Raw genomic sequence first — 16,968 nt, forward strand, 5'->3', positions numbered from 1 at the left:
GCGCACCGGGTGGTGCGCGGGCCCTTCGGCGCGTTCTCCGCCGGGCTCAGGAGGCCGTGCGTACGGCCGCTCCCTCGGCGACCGGGGCGACCTCGACCAATCCGGCCTCCCCGAAGGTCAGCTTGCAGGTGTCGGCGCGGTAGGTGGAGACGGCCAGGGCGACGAGGCGGCCGGCGGCGGCGTACTGGGTGGTGACCACCAGCACCGGGCTGCCGGGTGGGCGCTCCAGCAGCGCGGCCTCCTCGGCCTCGGCCACCCCGAGCTCCACCGAGCGGGACTCGCCGTCCACCTCCAGGCGCTCCAGCTGGCGCAGCACCGAGCGGGCGCGGTCCCCCTCGGCCCGGAAGCCCGGCAGGTGCGGCAGCGAGGCGGCGGGGACGTGCAGGGACTCGGTGCCCATGCTGCGGCCCTGCACCTGCCGGGTACGGCGCACGGTGTGGACGGTGGCGCCGACCAGGATGCCGAGGGCCTGGGCGAGCTGCGCGGACGCCGGGGCGGTGGTGCAGTCGACGGTGCGCCAGGCCTGGCCGCCGGGGGCGCCGGGCCAGCCCTCCTCGTTGCGGCTGACCGGAACGCCGACCCGGGGCGCCGCGACCAGGGTGCCGATGCCGCGCCGGCGGACCAGGCGGCCCTCCAGCTCCAGCTGGTCGAGCGCCTGACGCAGGGTGGCCCGGGCGACGCCGAAGCGGGCGGAGAGCTCGCGCTCGTTGGGGAGCACCTGACCGGTGGAGAACTCCGTGTCGATGGCGCGCAGCAGCACCGTCCGCAGGTGCCAGTACTTCGGCTCCGGCACCGCCGAGAGCTGTCCGGTCGTCCCCACCATGTCCTCCACCCAGCCGGAAGGAGCGTGGACCCAGCCCATTGCCCGGTGTTGCGGCAGGTGGGAGACCGGGCTTTATCCGTCCTTCTTTATTAAAGGTCCTTGCAGTAAACGACCCTAGGGGTTGATTCGGGAGATGGTCAAGACCAATGCGCGACATGCCCGGCCCCGTTCGTCCGGTGCCGTTCGTCCGGCGCGGCCGCGGCTCGGTACGCTGCGCAGGTGACCGTGGTGACGAGTGTGAATGTGAACGGGATTCGGGCGGCGGCCAAGAAGGGCTTCCTGGAGTGGCTCGCCGCCACCGAGGCCGATGTGATCTGCCTGCAGGAGGTGCGTTCCGAGCCCGCGCAGCTGCCCGCCGAGCTCAAGGACCTGACCGGCTGGCACGCCGTGTGGGCACCGGCCGAGGCCAAGGGGCGGGCCGGGGTGGCCGTGCTCTCACGGCAGGCCCCGGAGCGGACGACGATCGGTTTCGGCTCGAACGAATTCGACAATTCGGGCAGATATGCGGAAATCGATCTGCCCGGTCTGACCGTCGCGAGCCTCTATCTCCCCTCCGGGGAAGTCGGCACCCCACGCCAGGAGGAGAAGGAGCGCTTCATGGCCGAGTTCCTCGTCCACCTCGCCACGCTGCGCACCCGGGCCGCCGAGGAAGGCCGCGAGGTGGTGGTCTGCGGCGACTGGAACATCGCCCACCGCCCCGAGGACCTCAAGAACTGGAAGGCCAACCAGAAGTCCGCCGGCTTCCTCCCCGAGGAGCGGGCCTGGCTCGGCCGGGTCTTCGACGAGGTCGGCTACGTCGACGTGGTCCGCGCGATGCACCCCGACCGGACCGGCCCCTACACCTGGTGGTCCTACCGCGGCCGCGCCTTCGACAACGACTCCGGCTGGCGAATCGACCTAATTGTTTGTACAAAAGGCCTGGCCGACAGGGCCGTCGAGGCCTACGTCGAACGCCCTGCCTCCCACGCCGAACGCTGGTCCGACCACGCACCCGTGACCACAGCCTTCGACCGAACCTGAGGCGACTCCTCGCCGCACCCGTCGACCAGGGGCCCCACTCCAGGGACCGCGACATACGGCCCTCGCCGACTCTTCGAGGGCCAAGCCTGGTTGAATGACTGCGACCCGCTGCTTGCGGCCGTGACGTGTTATCTCGGTCCGGCCTGCCACCAGCAGGCTTGAGACTTCCGCGTAGTCGGAGCATCTGTACTGCCCCGGGTGCGACACCTCGTTCACCTGGGACCGGTCGAAGTTCGACCCGCGCGAGGTCTCCACCCGGCACAGTATCGAGGACCTGGCTGCGTGGGCGATGGGCCGATCGGCCCGGCGCGTCGTCGTCACCGGCGGCAAGCCGCTGTTTCAGCAGGGCGAGCTGGTTGGCCTCGTCCAGCTGCTGTCCAACCGCAGGGCGCTTCACCATGCCGCTGCGGTGCTCCCGAGGACTACAGGGGTCCGCCAGACCGGTGACTCCCGTGGTGCGCCTGCCGGATGGCTCTCGGATCACCCGGGAGAGTGACCGCCTGGAGATGGCCCGGCGACGTGGTCGCGGTGTGCGGTGTGTGAGGCGGAGAGGGGAAGCCATGGCGAGGGGTCCGGGCGGACGCCGACGGGAAACCCTGCTCGCCGTGGTTCGTTCGGTTGTGGGGACGGGGGTGGTCATCGCCGCCTACTACCTGCTGCCGCTGGATGCCGCCTTCACCGCCGGCACCGTCATCGCGCTCGTCGGGGGCCTCGCAGCGGTGGCGCTGCTGCTGTCCTGGCAGGTCCGTGTGATCATGCGATCCCCGCGGCCCCAGCTGCGGGCCGTCGAGGCGGTGGCGACGGCGCTGCCGCTCTTCCTGCTGCTGTTCGCCGCTGTCTACTACCTGCTGGAGCGCAGCACTCCGGAGAGCTTCAGCGAATCACTGTCACGGACGGATGCGCTGTACTTCACGATGACCGTGTTCAGCGCGGTGGGCTTCGGGGACATCAGCCCGCGCAGCGAGCCGGCGCGGCTGCTGGCCACGGGGCAGATGACGGGTCGACCTCGTGCTGCTCGGTGTGGTGGCCCGGTACCTGGTCGGCGCGGTCCAGGAGGGCATGCGGCAGCAGCAGCCGACGACGCCCGGTGGTGGGAACGGCGGCTCGTCCGACACGCGGTGACGAAGCCCGCCGGGCCGCATCATCGCGGCCAGCGGCGCGCGCCGCAGTCCATGGACGAGGTTCCGGCCCGCTGCCTTCGGCATCTCAGGGGCGACGACTACTGGGCCTGTCAGGGCGGGCCGGGCTCCCTGGGAACGGTCAGCGCCGAGGGTGCCAGTACCCACAGCAGGGCCCGGCCGGTGAGCGGGGTTGTGGCGATCAGGGTGAGGTAGACCTCGGCGATCGAGCCCTTCGCGGTGAGGACGTCGGAGCCGCCGAGGAGTTCTGCCAGCAGGTAGACGACGGCGTCGACGATGAGCCAGGAGGCGAGGTTCGCCCCGATCCACCACTTCCAGCGGCTGGTGACCTTGCGGAGCACGAGTGACTGGGACAGGCCGAGCAGCGGGCCCAGGGCGAGTGACTGGCTGGCGGCCAGCAGGTAGGCGGTGGACGCGTTCTTGTGGGTGTTCTGGGCGTCGATCACGGCCGGCATGATCACCAGCAGCCAGGCCAGCAGCGCCGGGCCGACGTTGGCGGTGACCCACTCCTTGCGCGGGACGGGGACGCGTTCGCGGACGACGAGCCACTGCAGCGATCCCAGCACGCCACCGAACAGGGCGGCCCCGAGGGTCGCGATCACGAGCGCCACGATCACGTGGCCGCTGGCGAGGGAGAGGTGGAGCACGTTGCTGCCCACCAGGGCGAGGACGAAGCCGACGGTCAGCACGGTGATGAAGGCGATCGTGTTGTACAGGATCCACAGACAGTACAGGCGGGCGTTCCACCCGTGCGGCGAGCCCGTCTGCTGGCCGTCGGATCCGGATGCGTCCATCGCCCGATCCTCCGGTGACATCAGCGCCTCCTGGGGGTCGCTTTCGGTTCTGTCCCGGTCATGCCGCGGGTCCACCTCAGTAGATCGCGATCTTCCTCCGGCTTCGCTCCTCGATACCGCGGGCCCGGGCTCGACTGGTCATTCCTGGTGGCCCGCCGATGGCGGACGTACCAGGCGATGCCCGTGACGGTGGAGACGGAGATCAGGACGATGCCGATGACGGGCCAGTCGGAGCCGGCGATCTGCAGGCCTCCTGCTCGCGGGCGCGCAGTCCGACCGCGCGGGCGGCGGCGTTGCCGAGGGCGACGGCGTCCTCCAGCAGGGCGCGCATCCGCGCATCGGGCTTGAACGCACTCCCCTTGGCGATGCCGATGGCGCGGAACGCCCCGCCGGCCTCCAGGTCGCCCGAGACGGCGGGCTGCTCCTGGACCAGGGTGTCGAGGAGCTCGTAGAAGGAGAAGTCGTTCGGGGGCAGGGTGTTCATCGCCAACCCGGTGCCCTCGACGAACGCGGGCGGATCGGCGGCGGTGAGCGGTGCGAGCGGCGCCCTGCCCTGCAGAAACGCCCCGATGCTGCTGCCGTGACTGCCGGGCGTGTACGGGTGGATCCGCAGCTGCTGTCGGGCGCGGCCGATGGGACTGCCCGTCCGACGGTCAGCCCTGTGCCTCGGCTTCGATCTCGGCGTCGGCGACGGCGACGGCGATCGCGACGCCGAGCGCCGCCGCGATGTTGCCGGCGGCCGTCATGACGCGGGCCGTGCCGACGATCGGGGCGATGGCGACCAGGACGTCCTGCAGTTGGTCGGCAGTCAGGCCGGCCCGCAGGCCCGGGTCGATGTGCGCGAGGTAGGAGATCGGGGGTGCGTCCGAGACTGCGAGCGCCGCGATGCGGGTGAGGATGAGCATGTCCGGGGCCAGCCCGCACCGCTCGAGCGAGTCGACGGTCATGGCTGCGAGGGTGTCCAGGACTGGGGTTTCAGATGTGGTGGAGATGTCAAGTGGTCTCCTGGTGGCGAGGCCGACGCCTAAGGGAGTCAACGCGGAAGGATCGGATATCCGCGAGCCTCGGACGTCCTCCCACAACCGTAGAGGGCCTGCGGCCCCGCCGCACTGGGGCCATGCGGTCCGCTGCGGGCCGGCCCGGGGTGCAGGCCGACTGACCTCGGCCTCTCACAGGGCGGCGGTGGCCCGCGATCATAAACGGCACTGTGGCAGCTCGGAGTTGCACGGAGACAAGGATGACGACCGTCGCCACGCCGAGCGCCAGCAGCACCGTCGTCGACCAGGCCGCGACACGGCGAACGGTGGGCCGTGAAGAGTCGGTCGCCGCCGCTGTCGGGGACCTGCACGATCCCGCCACCACCCGTCCGTGCCGACCCGCCGGGCGGCAGGTCCAGCCCCAGTACAGCCGCTGCCGGCGTCTGCGCCGCGACGCCCCGCCTCCACCCATCCGGGCCTTCGGGTGCGTGGGACGGTCTCGTCCACGGTGTGAGGAACGGGGCTCCCAACGGGCGTCCAGGAGGCTGGTCAAGAAGACGCCGTCGTCGGCGTGGGCACGCCGGCCGCGCATGCCGCGTTGCGGCGCGCTTCAGGGACCGTCCTGCGGCGGGCCCTGACCCGCGACGGCTCCGTCCTCCTCCGCGGTGCCGGTGCCGATGCCCTGTCGGTCGCCGATCATGGCGACGGCACGCTGGTCCGGGCCTACGGCGCGTGTGCTCAAGGAGCGCCGCCGAGGGTGAAAGCGCCGAGGCCGCACGTGCGCCGGCAGCGACCGAAGAGGCGGCACCGGTCACGACCTCCTGTGAACAAGCGCTCCAGGGCCGCAGACAGGCACGGCCACGACAACGCCCGAGGGGCGGATGCGCCGGGTCCGTGCGGCGCGCAGCATGGTGGCATGGCTCAATTCGCGATCGTCCGTGCTCACCACGCGGCGTGCTCTCCCACATCTGCACGGGCGGCACCGGCTCCACCAGCAGGATGCTCGTGACCTGCGTCGGCTCCCACCCCCTGGCCATCACGGCCGGTTCCGCCAGTCGCCCCCCGCTGTCGCCGAGCCTGCCTCCGGCGGCCGCTCACCCATCTCCCGTCTCCGTCTCGAAGGCTCCGTGGCAATCGAAGCGGCCGGCTGACGCCGCTGTCATCCACCAGCTCCCAGTAGGCAGGACACGCGATGACCAGCGACTTCCACGAAAGGGCCCGGCGGCTGCGCAACGCCGTCGAGCCGGTTGCGGCCGGCGTGTACTTCGCCCCCGAGGCCCACGCGGAGTACCAGGCACTGGGGTTCGAGGGGAGCCCGGTCACCCAGGACGGCTTCGCCCGGCCCGATCTGAAGGCCTACTGCACCAGCCGCGGCGCGTGCATGGGCCGGGTCGCGGGCGAGGTGGTGGCCGCCACGTTCGGATGCTTCAACCCCAAGGCCGTCGTACCGGCCGTCGAGGCCGGCTGGAAGATCACCACTCGCGAAGCCGTCCTCGACGCCCGCGAGCGGGCCGCCACAGCCATGCTCGGCCGCATCCTCGGCGACGACCCCGACGAACTCCTCGCCCACCGTCCACAACACCGGCGGCGGTCCCCACTTCGGCTCCGGCCTGACCATCGACACCGCCGCCGAACTGTTCGGGAACACGACATGACCGAACATCCACCGCAGCAGCAGCCGGGGTCGGCATGAGACTCGGCCAGGACGTGAGGACGTGAGGACGATGTCCCAGTCGCACCCTTCCGGCACATCCGCGCGCGCCCGCCGGCTGGCCCGGCTGGCGTTGGCCTGCGCACTGGGCGCGGTGGTGGCGTTGGTGGCAGCGAGCGGCCCCGGCGGTCTGCTCGTCCTCGTGGTCGGGCTGGCCGGCGCGGCGCTCATGGCCGTGGGTACGTGGTGGGTGCTGGCCCACCGTGGGGCCCTGAGGGTGGCCGGGGCAGTGCTCATGGTGGCCGCACCGGTGGCCATCCTGGTGATCTACGCCCGGGCGGACGTCTGGCCCGCGGCGCTGGTCGCCATCGCGCTGTGGGCAGCCGCCACGGTCTGCGCGCGGTCGGCTCTGCGCGGGGTTCGGCAACCCCAGGGCATGCAGGCCGTGACGTGCCCCCTCCCCCGGCATCCGGTGCTGATCATGAACCCGAAGTCCGGCGGCGGCAAGGTCGGCCGGTTCGGCCTGGTCGAGAAGGCCGAGGCACTGGGCGCCCGGGTGGTACTGCTGGACACGACGGTCAAGACGGACGTCGCCGCGCTCGCCCGTCAGGCGGTCGCCGGCGGCGCGGACCTGCTCGGGGTGGCGGGCGGCGACGGCACCCAGGCCCGGGTGGCCGAAGTGGCCGCCGAACACGACCTGCCGTTCCTGGTGATCTCCGCCGGCACCAGGAACCACTTCGCCATGGACCTCGGCCTGGACCGCGAGGACCCGTCCCGCTGCCTGGACGCCCTGACCGACGGGGAGGAACTCCGGATCGACCTGGGCGTCGTCGGCGGCCAGGCCTTCGTCAACACGGCCTCGTTCGGCGTCTACGCGGACATCGTGCAACGACCGGAATACCGGGACGCCAAAGCGGGCACAGCACTGAACGCCCTGCCCGACCTCCTGCTCGGATACGCCGGCCACCCCCTCGACGCGGCACTCGACGAGATACGGCTGGAGTCCCAGCAGGCACTGCTGGTCAGCAACAACCCCTACGCCGCCCCCGAACCGATGACCGCGGGCGGCCGCAGAGTCCGGCTCGACCTCGGCGTGCTGGGCCTCCTCGGGATCCGCGTGAACAACGCAGCCCAGGCCGCTGACATCGCGCTCCGAGGCACGAAGGCAACCGGGCTCCAGGTACTCACCTCCCGCCGGATCGTCGTCGGATCGGACGCGGAGAGCATCCCGGTCGCCGTGGACGGAGAGGCCCTCACCATGCCCGCACCCGTCACCTGCTCCATCCGCCCGGGCGCACTGCGGGTCCTGGTACCGAAGCATCGCCCGGGGGCCCCGGCCGCCAGCCCGCCCATGCACTGGCGTGACATCCTCACCCTGGCTTTCAGCCGGCCGCGGCCGGCGCCGGCGCCGACCTCGCCGCCGTCCCGAACACCGGCCTGAGCGTCCAGCTCTGCGGCGACGCGCACCTGATGAACCTCGGCGCCTTCGCCTCACCCGAACGGGCGCTGCTGTTCGACGTCAACGACTTCGACGAGACGCTGCCCGGGCCGTTCGAGTGGGACGTCAAGCGGCTCGCCGCCAGCATCGCGGTGGCCGCCCGCGAGAACGAGGGTCAGCCGGTGACCGCCGCCGCGCATCGGTCCCCGGCGACGTGGAGCCACCGCTGGTACGCCGAGCTGCGCTCGGCCGCGACCCGGTGGGCCGCGCGCGCGTGCTCGACGAGCGCCGTCCCCAGGGCCGCCAGCTGACCCGCCTGGTGCCAGGCGATCAGGTGCCGGTACCAGAGCGGGTCGCCGGCGATGGGCCGTACGGCGATGCCCGGCACCTCCTCGAAGGTGGCCTGACACAGACTCACCGCGTGCCCGCTGCGAACCAGTTCGAGCAGCAGCCGCCCCTCCGCCTCGTGGACGGTGCGCATCCGGTGGCCGGTCGCGTGGAAGGTGGTGGACCAGTACTCGCGGACCCGGTCGTCGTCCGGGCGCGGTGAGACCCAGTCCTCGCCCTCCAGTTCGCCCAGGTGGACCTCCGGCCGGGCGGCGAGGCGGTGGCCGGCCGGCAGGGCGACGAACACGGGCTCGGTGACCACCGGCCGCAGGACCACACCAGGCCGCGCGGGCAGCTCGTAGCCGGGGCAGTCGCCGACCACGGCGGCGTCGAGGCGCCCGTGCGCGAGGTCGTCGATCAGGGGAACGGACGAGCCCTGGGCGCGGGAGGCGATCCGCGCCCCGGGTCGGTGGGTGCGCAGCGCGGTTATCAGCCCGCCGAGCAGCGGGGCGTTGACGGACCCGAGCCGGAGGCGGGGTGTCGGGCTGCCGGCGCGGGCGGCCAGGGTGGAGGCGTTCAGCAGCTCGTCGACGGTGGGGAGGACGGCGCGGGCGCGGGTGAGCACGGTCTCGCCGAAGGCGGTCGGGACGGCGCCGGTGGGTCGGCGGTCGAACAGCGGGCCGCCCAACATGCTCTCGATCCGCCGCAGTTGGGCGCTGAGACCCGGCTGGGTGAGCCGGAGCGAGGCGGCGGCGCGGGTGAGGCTGCCGGCCTCGGCGATGGCACAGATCATCCGCAGATGCCGGATCTCAAGCTCCATAAGCGGATGTTATGGGCAGCTGAGAGCTCCCGAAAGGGGTCCGGGCGGCCCAATCTTGTCCACATGTGAAATGTCATATCGCATAGAAGGGGGACACATGAGGACACGAAGAGCCGCACGCGCCCTGGCCGCAGCCCTCGGACTGCTGTCGGCGGCCGCCTGCGGTGGGCCGGACGGCAGCGGTGCGGCCACGGACGCCACCCCGGCGCCGGGCGGGACCCTGCACGTCCTTTCCAGCATCGACCTGGAACACCTGGACCCGGCCCGCGCCTACGTCACCTCCACCCAGGACGTGGGCCGGCTGGTCTACCGGACGCTCACCACGTTCGCCCCCGCCCCCGGGCAGGCCGGCGGGCAGATCGTCCCGGACCTGGCCACCGACACCGGGCGCCCCGCCGACGGCGCGCGGACCTGGACCTTCACCCTCAAGGACGGCGTGAAGTTCGAGGACGGCCGGCCCGTCACCAGCAAGGACGTCAAGTACGGTGTCGAGCGCACCTTCGCCGCCGAGCTGCCCGAGGGCCCGCCGTACGCCCGGCTCTGGCTGGCGGGCGGCGAAACGTACAAGGGGCCGTACAAGGACCCGACCGGGCTCGCGTCGATCGAGACCCCGGACGAGCGGACCATCGTCTTCCGGCTCAACCGTCCGGTGGCCGACTTCGGTTCCGCCGTATCGCTGCCGATGTTCGCCCCGGTGCCGCAGGACAAGGACACCGGCGTGGGCTACGACAACCACCCCTTCTCCTCCGGCCCGTACCGGATCGACACCTTCGAGCCCAAGAAGCGGCTCACCCTGGTCCGCAACCCCGCGTGGGACCGGACCACCGACAGCGTCCGCAAGGGCCTGCCGGACAAGGTCGTCATCGACCTCAACCTCGACCCGGCGGTGGTCGACCAGCGGCTGATCGCCGGTCAGGGCGAGGACGCCGACGCCGTCGCGCTGGAGCCGATCGGTCCGGCCTCGGTCGGACGGGTGATGAACGACCCGCAGCTGAAGAAGCGCCTGGTCACCGGCGAGTCCATCAACACCCGCTTCCTCGGCATCAACACCAGGCACCGGCCGCTGGACGACGTCCGGGTGCGGCAGGCCATCGCGTACGCGCTCGACAAGGACGCCCTGCGCACCACCCGCGGCGGCCCGATCGCGGGAGACCTCGCCACCACCTTGCTACCCCCCACCCTGATCGGCGCGGCCCCCGAGGACCCGTACCCGAGCAAGGACGGCAAGGGCGACCCGGACAAGGCCAAGGCCCTGCTCGCCGAGGCCGGTCACGCCTCCGGCCTGGAGCTCACCCTCGACACCCCGGCCACCGCCGGCGGCAAGGCACAGGCCGAGGCGGTGCAGGCCTCGCTCGCCCGGGCCGGCATCACCGTGAGGATCAACGAGATCAGCTCCTCGGCCTTCTACAGCACGGTCGGCAGCCCCGCCCGGCAGCACGACCTGGTGATCGACGGCTGGACGCCCGACTGGCCGGGCGCCTCCACCTACCTGCCGATCCTGTTCGACGGCCGGCTGATCACCCCCGAGGGCAACAACAACCGCTCCCAGTACGACTCCCCCGACGTCGACGGCCGGCTGGACGAGATCGCGGCCGCAGGCGACCCGGCCGCCGCGCAGAGTGCGTACGGCGAGCTCGCCAAGCGCATCATGCGGGACGCCCCCGTCGTCCCCTTCCTCTGGGACCGGGCCGCCGTCCTGGTCGGACCGAACGTGGCCGGCGCGTACGGGCACACCGCCTTCGTCGGCCGGCTCGACCTCGTCTCGCTGGGGCTGCGGAAGTGACCGTCCTGCGAAAGCTGCTGGCCCAGCGCTCGGCGGCGCTGGCGCTGACCGCGGTTGCCCTGCTGGTGCTCACCGCACTCGCCGCCCCCCTGATCACCTGGCTGGCCGGCAGCTCCCCGACAGCCTTCCACGGCGAGGCGGTGGACCCGGCGCTCGGCGGACTGCCACGCGGGGTCGCGGGCGGGATCAGCGCCGAGCACTGGCTGGGCGTGGAGCCCGTCAACGGCCGGGACGTGCTCGCCCGGGTGGTGTACGGCGCGCGGGTCTCCCTGCTGATCGCCGTCCTGGCCACCACCGTGTCCCTGGTCCTCGGCACCGCACTCGGCCTGCTCGCCGGCTTCCTCGGCGGTTGGACCGACACCGTCATCGGCCGGCTGATGGACCTGCTGATGTCCTTCCCCAGCCTGATCTTCATGATCGCGCTGATCTCGGCCGCGCCCGGTGCCGACCGCCGACTGCTGCTGGTCGTGGTGCTCGGGTTCTTCGGCTGGCCGTACGTGGGGCGGATCGTGCGCGGGCAGGCGATGGTGCTCGCCCGCGGCGAGTTCGTGGCGGCGGCCCGGGTGCTCGGCGCGTCCCGGCGGACCCTGCTGCTGCGCGAGGTGCTGCCCAACCTGACCGGACCGGTGCTGGTGGTGGCGACGATGTCGATCCCGGCCTGCGTCGCCACCGAGGCCGGACTGTCCTTCCTCGGCGTGGGCGTGCAATCGCCGACGCCCTCCTGGGGGCAGATGATCGCCACCGCCGTGCCCTGGTACGCCGCCGACCCGGCCTACTTCCTCATCCCCGGCGTCCTTCTGTTCGTCACCGTGCTCGCGTTCAACGTGCTGGGCGACGCCGTGCGCGACACGCTCGACCCCCGGAGCGCATCACGATGATCCTCTACCTGCTGCGAAGACTGGTCGTCACCGCACTCGTCCTGCTGGTGATCTGCGCCATCACCTTCGCGATCTTCTACCTGATGCCCGCCGATCCGGCCCAGGGCGCCTGCGGCAAGGCCTGCAGCCCCGAACGGCTCGCCGGCATCCGTGCCACCCTCGGCCTGGACCGCTCCCCGCTCGCCCAGTTCGGGGACTACCTCGGCGGCATCGTCACCGGCCGCAGCTACGGCAACGGCGCGCAGGCCGTCCAGTGCCCGTTCCCCTGCCTGGGCTTCAGCTTCCAGACGAACCAGCCGGTCTGGCGGATGCTGACCGGCCGGCTGCCCGTCAGCGTCTCCATCGCCGTCGGCGCGGCCCTGCTGTGGCTTGCCGTCGGCGTGGCGGCGGGCGTGGTGTCCGCGCTGCGGCGCGGCAGCCTCTGGGACCGCGCCGCGATGACGGCCGCCCTCGGCGGGGTCTCGCTGCCGGTCTACTTCACCGCGCTGGTGCTCCAGTACCTGCTGGTGGTCGAGCTGAACCTGCTGCCCTACCCGACGGCCGTCCCACTCACCGAGGACCCGGCCGGCTGGGCGCAGTCGATGGTGATGCCCTGGATCACCCTGGCCATGCTCTACGCCGGCGTGTACGCCCGGGTCACCCGCAGCGAGATGCTGGAGAGTCTCGGCCAGAACTACGTCCGCACGGCGCGGGCCAAGGGCCTGGCCGAGGTCACCGTCGTACGGCGCCATGCGCTGCGGCCCGCGCTGATGCCGATCGTGACGATCTTCGGCATGGACCTCGGCGCCCTGCTCGGCGGTGCACTCATCACCGAGTCGGTCTTCGGCCTGCCCGGCGTCGGCAAGCTCGCCGCCGACGCCATCACCGGTGCCGACCAGCCGGTGATCCTCGGCGTGACGCTGTTCGCCGCCGGCTTCGTGGTGCTCGCCAACCTGATGGTCGACCTCGTCTATGCCGTGCTCGACCCGAGAGTGAGGGCCGTCGGATGACTCTCCTCACCGTACGAGACCTGACAGTCGACTTCGCCTCCGGTGTCCGTGCCGTCGACGGACTCGACCTCGACCTCGCGGCCGGGCAGGTACTCGGCGTGGTCGGGGAGTCCGGCAGCGGCAAGTCCGTCACCAGCCTCGCCGTGCTCGGGCTGCTGCCCCGCGATGCCCGGGTCGACGCCGAAATCCGCTTCGACGGGCGCGAGTTGACGGGTATGGACCAGCGCTCCCTGCGCCGCCTGCGCGGCGACCGGATCGCCATGGTCTTCCAGGACCCGCTGTCCTGCCTCAACCCGTACTACCCGGTGGCCTTCCAGATCGCCGAGGCCTACCGGGCCCACCACCGGGCCGGGCGGAAGGCGGCCCACCGGGTCGCCGTTCGGATGCTGGAGCGCGTCGGCATCCCCGAGCCCGAACGGCGCGCCCGCTCCTACCCGCACGAGTTCTCCGGCGGGATGCGCCAGCGGGTGATGATCGCGATGGCGCTGTGCCTGGAGCCGGACCTGCTGATCGCCGACGAGCCGACCACCGCGCTCGACGTCACCGTCCAGGCCCAGATCCTCGACCTGCTGCGCGAACTGCGGCGGGAGGCCGGTACCGCGATCATGCTGATCACTCACGACATGGGCGTGGTCGCCGGGCTCGCCGACCAGGTCGTCGTGATGCACGACGGCCGCGCGGTCGAACGCGGCACCGTCCACGACGTCTTCCACCGCCCGCAAGCGGCCTACACCCGGGGCCTGCTCGCCTGCGTGCCGCGCGTCGACGGGCCGCTGCCGCACCGGCTGCCCACCCTGGAGACGAGCTCATGAGCCACCCGCTGGAGACTCCCCCGCTGGACACCCCCTTGCTCGAAACCCGCAGCCTCGTCAAGCGCTTCCCTGTCCGACATGGCCTCACCCGGCGCCTCGCCGGACACGTCACCGCCGTCGACGGCGTCTCACTGCGGGTCGGCCCGGGCGAAACCCTCGGCCTGGTCGGCGAGTCCGGCTGCGGCAAGTCAACCGTGGCCCGCCTGCTCACCCGGCTGGAGCGGCCGACCTCCGGCACCATCCGATTCGCCGGGCAGGACCTCGCCGACCTCGACGAAAGCCGGCTGCGCCCGGTCCGCCGCGAACTCCAGATGGTCTTCCAGGACCCGCTCTCCTCGCTCAACCCCCGCCAGACCGTCCGCCGGATCCTCGCCTCGCCCTTCGCCTACCAGCAGCTGGTACCCGACGAGCCGGTGGAGCGGCTGCTGGAACGGGTCGGGCTGAAGGCCGAACACGCCGACCGCCACCCGCACGAATTCTCCGGTGGCCAAGCCCAACGCATCGGCATCGCCCGTGCGTTGGCCCTGCGGCCGAAGCTGGTGGTGTGCGACGAGCCGGTCTCCGCCCTCGACGTCTCGGTGCAGGCCCAGATCCTCAACCTGCTCAAGGACCTCCAGGACGAGTACGGTCTCGCCTACCTGTTCATCGCCCACGACCTCGGCGCCGTCCGGCAGATCAGCTCCCGGATCGCCGTCATGTACCTCGGGTCCGTCGTCGAGACCGCCGACCGCGACACCCTGTTCGCCACGCCGGCCCACCCCTACACCCGCGCCCTGCTGTCCGCCGTACCGCTGCCCGACCCGGACGCCGAGCGCGGCCGCGAGCGCATCGTGCTCCGCGGTGACCTGCCCAGCCCACTGAACCCGCCCAGCGGCTGCCGCTTCCGCACCCGCTGCCCGAAGGCCGACGACCGCTGCGCCGCCGAGCGACCCACCCTGCGGGAGATCGCGCCGGGCCACGAAGTCGCCTGTCACCACCCGGAGTCGCAACAGTGATCCTGACCAGACACCGCCTGCCCGGGCTCGCGGTGACCGACCACGCCTTCACCGTCCCACTCGACCACGCCGACCCCGGCGGCGCAACCATCGAGGTCTTCGCCCGCGAGCTGGCCGACCCGGTTCGCGCCGGGCGCCAACTGCCCTGGCTGCTCTACCTCCAGGGCGGGCCGGGAGGGAAGTCACCGCGCCCGGTGAACACCGGCGGCTGGCTCGACCACGCCCTGAAGACCCACCGGGTACTGCTGCTCGACCAGCGCGGCACCGGCCGCTCCACCCCCGTCACCGCCCGCGCGGCGGCCGGCCTCGGCCCGGCCCGCCGCCTGGCGGATCACCTGGCGCTGCACCGGGCCGACTCGATCGTCGCCGACGCCGAACTGATCAGACGCCAACTGTGCGGTGACCGACCATGGGAGACGCTCGGCCAGAGCTACGGCGGCTTCGTCACCCTCAGCTACCTCTCCTTCGCGCCCGCGGGCCTGCGCGCCTGCTACATCACGGGCGGACTGCCGGGCCTCGACGCCACCGCCGACGACGTGTACGCCGCCACCTATCCCCGGGTGCGCGAGCGGCTCACCTCCCACTACCTCCACCACCCCGGCGACCGCCCGCTGCTGCGACACCTCGCGGACCTGCTCGACCGCCACCCGGTCCACCTCCCGGACGGCGACCGGCTCACCGCACGCCGCCTGCGCACCCTCGGCCTCATGCTCGGCATGGGCGACGGCTCCGCCCGCCTGCACTGGCTGCTCGACGAAGCCCTCGGCGCCGACGGCGCCCCCACCGCCACCTTCCTCCACCAGGTCATGCAGCTGACCTCCTTCACCGACAACCCACTCTTCGCCGTCCTCCAGGAGTCCATCTACGGCCGCGGCGCCACCGCCACCGGCTGGGCCGCCGAACGCGCGTTAGCCGCCCACCCCGCGTTCGCCGAGGATGCCGACCCGCTCATGCTCACCGGCGAGATGATCTACCCCTGGATGTTCCGGGAGGTCGCCGGCCTGCGCCCGTTCGCCGAGGCCGCCGACCTGCTCGCCGCACGCACCGACTGGCCCGAGCTGTACGACCCGGCCCGGCTCGCCGCCAACCAGGTCCCGGTGGCCGCCGCCGTCTACCACGACGACATGTACGTGGACGCCGGCCTGTCCCTGCGCACCGCCCGCGCGGTCGGCGGCCTGCGCGCCTGGGTCACCAACGAGTGGGAGCACGACGGTGTGACCGCCTCCGGTGGGCGGGTCCTCGCGCGTCTGATGGACCTGGCCTCCGGCCGGGCCTGAGCAAACCCCCGATGGGAGAACCGTGTTGAACCCCCGCCTCCTCGCCGGTGCCCTGGCGCTGGCCCTCCCGCTGGTCGCCGCCGCGTCCCCCTCCCCCAGCGCGTCCTCCCCCACCGCCTCCGCCGCCGCCTGCGCCCTGCCCGGCCGAACCGGCTGGACCGACGAGGGCCACGACACCGACCGCACGCAGTTCCAGCGGCCGATCGGCACCAAGCACGTGCTGATGCTCTTCGTCGACTTCCCCGACGCCCCGGCCACCGGCGAACTCGGCGACTACTACCACCAACTCGCCCCGGCCGCCGACTGGATGAGGCAGGAATCCTACGGCCGCACCCGCCTCGCCATCACCCCGCTCAACCGCTGGCTCCACCTGCCGCAGGATTCCGGCTCCTACGGCTTCCAGCGCGGCATCAGCTTCGAACAGCACGAAGCGTACGTGCGCCAGGCCGTCGAGGCCGCCGGCCCGGGCGTCGACTTCTCCCGGTACGACCTGCTCTACATCGTCCCGACCAGATCGGCCTCCGCCATCACCTTCTCGCCCACCTACCTGTACGACCCGGCCGCCCCCGGCATCGTGGCGGGCGGCACGCGGATCAAATGGGCGGTCACCTTCGGCCAGGACATGTACCGCTGGGGCCCCAAGGTCGCCGCCCACGAGACCTCGCACACCTTCGGCCTGCCCGACCTGTACGCCTTCGACGGCACCGACGCCCACCGCTTCGTCGGCGGCTGGGACGTGATGGGCCTCATCTCGGGACCGGCACCGCAGCATCTCGGCTGGGAGCGCTGGAAGCTGGGGTGGATCGACGACCGCCAGGTCGCCTGCCTGCCCACCACCGGCAGCCGTGCGGTCCACCTGCGGGCGATCGAACGCCCCGGCGGCACCAAGATCGCGGTGGTCCGCACCGGCGAGACCACCGCGTACGTCGCCGAGTCCCGCCGCACCGTCGGCGGCGACGCGTCCGCGTGCTCGTCCGGTGTGCTGATCTACCACGTCGACACCTCCGTCCGGACCGGCAACGGCCCGGTCCGGGTGATCAACGGCCACCCTGAGGCCACACCGCCCTCGGGCTGCCGGCCGCTCGACCTGGCGGCCTACCGGGCCGGCGAGTCCTTCACCGACCCCGCCACCGGCGTCCGGATCGAGGTCGGCCACCAGGGCCCGCTCTCCGACACCGTGACGGTCACCCGGACCGGCTGACCGCCCGCTCCTCGGACACCCCCTGAGCCCGCGCCGCGCGGGCG

16 protein-coding genes and 1 pseudogene are annotated in these 16,968 nt (G+C 72.3%); 12 read left to right on the forward strand and 5 right to left on the reverse strand.

Going from position 1 to position 16,968, the window contains the following annotated elements; all coding sequences use genetic code 11:
- Window positions 1–46 precede the first annotated feature (46 nt).
- Window positions 47–820 carry a GntR family transcriptional regulator gene (locus tag ACIBH3_RS15570; RefSeq protein ID WP_396312534.1) on the reverse strand — a complete coding sequence of 258 codons (774 nt, stop codon included), beginning with the start codon at window positions 818–820 and terminating at the stop codon, window positions 47–49.
- A gap of 222 nt (window positions 821–1,042) precedes the next feature.
- On the opposite strand from ACIBH3_RS15570, the gene ACIBH3_RS15575 reads away from it, so the two are divergent.
- The gene (locus tag ACIBH3_RS15575) at window positions 1,043–1,843 is read left to right on the forward strand and encodes an exodeoxyribonuclease III (RefSeq protein ID WP_396312482.1); all 801 of its coding nucleotides are present in this window, start codon (window positions 1,043–1,045) and stop codon (window positions 1,841–1,843) included.
- A 755-nt stretch (window positions 1,844–2,598) separates the two neighbouring features.
- Entirely contained in the window at window positions 2,599–3,177 is a 579-nt protein-coding gene (locus tag ACIBH3_RS15580) for a potassium channel family protein (protein ID WP_396312535.1), read from the forward strand.
- On the opposite strand, the gene ACIBH3_RS15585 is transcribed toward ACIBH3_RS15580, so the two are convergent.
- From ACIBH3_RS15585 to ACIBH3_RS15595, 3 genes are all read right to left on the reverse strand, one after another.
- Entirely contained in the window at window positions 3,075–3,776 is a 702-nt protein-coding gene (locus tag ACIBH3_RS15585) for a hypothetical protein (RefSeq protein WP_396312483.1), read from the reverse strand. The genes ACIBH3_RS15580 and ACIBH3_RS15585 overlap by 103 nt on opposite strands.
- Window positions 3,777–3,978: 202 nt before the next feature.
- On the reverse strand, window positions 3,979–4,260 hold the full coding sequence (locus ACIBH3_RS15590; protein ID WP_396312484.1) for a hypothetical protein: 282 nt from the start codon (window positions 4,258–4,260) through the stop codon (window positions 3,979–3,981).
- A gap of 169 nt (window positions 4,261–4,429) precedes the next feature.
- Complete coding sequence (locus ACIBH3_RS15595; RefSeq protein WP_396312536.1) at window positions 4,430–4,768, reverse strand: carboxymuconolactone decarboxylase; 339 nt, start codon at window positions 4,766–4,768, stop codon at window positions 4,430–4,432.
- Window positions 4,769–5,945: 1,177 nt separating this feature from the next.
- On the opposite strand from ACIBH3_RS15595, the gene ACIBH3_RS15600 reads away from it, so the two are divergent.
- From ACIBH3_RS15600 to ACIBH3_RS15610, 3 genes and pseudogenes are all read left to right on the forward strand, one after another.
- Complete coding sequence (locus tag ACIBH3_RS15600) at window positions 5,946–6,446, forward strand: hypothetical protein (protein ID WP_396312485.1); 501 nt, start codon at window positions 5,946–5,948, stop codon at window positions 6,444–6,446.
- Window positions 6,447–6,477: 31 nt separating this feature from the next.
- A complete protein-coding gene (locus tag ACIBH3_RS15605) occupies window positions 6,478–7,845 on the forward strand; it encodes a diacylglycerol/lipid kinase family protein (protein ID WP_396312486.1) in 1,368 nt (455 codons plus the stop codon).
- A pseudogene (locus tag ACIBH3_RS15610) lies at window positions 7,791–8,036 on the forward strand (DUF2252 family protein); the annotation flags it as partial. The gene ACIBH3_RS15605 and the pseudogene ACIBH3_RS15610, both read left to right, overlap by 55 nt.
- Here the strand turns inward: ACIBH3_RS15610 and ACIBH3_RS15615 are convergent.
- Complete coding sequence (locus ACIBH3_RS15615) at window positions 8,018–8,989, reverse strand: LysR substrate-binding domain-containing protein (RefSeq protein ID WP_396312487.1); 972 nt, start codon at window positions 8,987–8,989, stop codon at window positions 8,018–8,020. The pseudogene ACIBH3_RS15610 and the gene ACIBH3_RS15615 sit on opposite strands and share 19 nt — an antisense overlap.
- A gap of 97 nt (window positions 8,990–9,086) precedes the next feature.
- Here ACIBH3_RS15615 and ACIBH3_RS15620 point away from each other — a divergent pair, with 97 nt between their 5' ends.
- The 7 genes from ACIBH3_RS15620 to ACIBH3_RS15650 are packed head-to-tail and all read left to right on the forward strand — an operon-like array spanning window position 9,087 to window position 16,924.
- Window positions 9,087–10,772: an ABC transporter substrate-binding protein gene (locus ACIBH3_RS15620; protein WP_396312488.1), complete on the forward strand. Its 1,686-nt coding sequence runs from the start codon at window positions 9,087–9,089 to the stop codon at window positions 10,770–10,772.
- Window positions 10,769–11,650, forward strand: coding sequence for an ABC transporter permease (locus tag ACIBH3_RS15625; protein WP_396312489.1), 882 nt, complete (start codon window positions 10,769–10,771; stop codon window positions 11,648–11,650). Before ACIBH3_RS15620 ends, ACIBH3_RS15625 begins: the two co-directional genes overlap by 4 nt.
- Window positions 11,647–12,639 carry an ABC transporter permease gene (locus ACIBH3_RS15630; protein ID WP_396312490.1) on the forward strand — a complete coding sequence of 331 codons (993 nt, stop codon included), beginning with the start codon at window positions 11,647–11,649 and terminating at the stop codon, window positions 12,637–12,639. Before ACIBH3_RS15625 ends, ACIBH3_RS15630 begins: the two co-directional genes overlap by 4 nt.
- Entirely contained in the window at window positions 12,636–13,451 is an 816-nt protein-coding gene (locus ACIBH3_RS15635) for an ABC transporter ATP-binding protein (protein WP_396312491.1), read from the forward strand. The genes ACIBH3_RS15630 and ACIBH3_RS15635 overlap by 4 nt, the downstream gene beginning before the upstream one ends.
- The gene (locus tag ACIBH3_RS15640) at window positions 13,448–14,446 is read left to right on the forward strand and encodes an ABC transporter ATP-binding protein (RefSeq protein WP_396312492.1); all 999 of its coding nucleotides are present in this window, start codon (window positions 13,448–13,450) and stop codon (window positions 14,444–14,446) included. The genes ACIBH3_RS15635 and ACIBH3_RS15640 overlap by 4 nt, the downstream gene beginning before the upstream one ends.
- A gap of 2 nt (window positions 14,447–14,448) precedes the next feature.
- Window positions 14,449–15,723 (forward strand): alpha/beta fold hydrolase, encoded by a 1,275-nt coding sequence (locus tag ACIBH3_RS15645; RefSeq protein ID WP_396312537.1) that lies wholly within the window; start codon window positions 14,449–14,451, stop codon window positions 15,721–15,723.
- 22 nt (window positions 15,724–15,745) lie between these two features.
- Window positions 15,746–16,924, forward strand: a complete 1,179-nt coding sequence (locus tag ACIBH3_RS15650; RefSeq protein WP_396312493.1) for a M6 family metalloprotease domain-containing protein — start codon at window positions 15,746–15,748, stop codon at window positions 16,922–16,924.
- The last annotated feature ends 44 nt before the right edge of the window (window positions 16,925–16,968 follow it).

Source organism: Kitasatospora sp. NPDC050543, assembly GCF_044457565.1.
Classification (GTDB): domain Bacteria; phylum Actinomycetota; class Actinomycetes; order Streptomycetales; family Streptomycetaceae; genus Kitasatospora.

Excerpts from the sequence above, each read along its gene's own strand:
- ACIBH3_RS15615 (WP_396312487.1), bottom strand. The coding sequence starts at position 8,989 with ATGGAGCTTGAGATCCGGCATCTGCGGATGATCTGTGCCATCGCCGAG.
- ACIBH3_RS15640 (WP_396312492.1), top strand. The coding sequence starts at position 13,448 with ATGAGCCACCCGCTGGAGACTCCCCCGCTGGACACCCCCTTGCTCGAA.
- ACIBH3_RS15620 (WP_396312488.1), top strand. The coding sequence starts at position 9,087 with ATGAGGACACGAAGAGCCGCACGCGCCCTGGCCGCAGCCCTCGGACTG.
- ACIBH3_RS15600 (WP_396312485.1), top strand. The coding sequence starts at position 5,946 with ATGACCAGCGACTTCCACGAAAGGGCCCGGCGGCTGCGCAACGCCGTC.
- ACIBH3_RS15585 (WP_396312483.1), bottom strand. The coding sequence starts at position 3,776 with ATGGACGCATCCGGATCCGACGGCCAGCAGACGGGCTCGCCGCACGGG.
- ACIBH3_RS15580 (WP_396312535.1), top strand. The coding sequence starts at position 2,599 with ATGCGATCCCCGCGGCCCCAGCTGCGGGCCGTCGAGGCGGTGGCGACG.
- ACIBH3_RS15635 (WP_396312491.1), top strand. The coding sequence starts at position 12,636 with ATGACTCTCCTCACCGTACGAGACCTGACAGTCGACTTCGCCTCCGGT.
- ACIBH3_RS15605 (WP_396312486.1), top strand. The coding sequence starts at position 6,478 with ATGTCCCAGTCGCACCCTTCCGGCACATCCGCGCGCGCCCGCCGGCTG.
- ACIBH3_RS15630 (WP_396312490.1), top strand. The coding sequence starts at position 11,647 with ATGATCCTCTACCTGCTGCGAAGACTGGTCGTCACCGCACTCGTCCTG.
- ACIBH3_RS15590 (WP_396312484.1), bottom strand. The coding sequence starts at position 4,260 with ATGAACACCCTGCCCCCGAACGACTTCTCCTTCTACGAGCTCCTCGAC.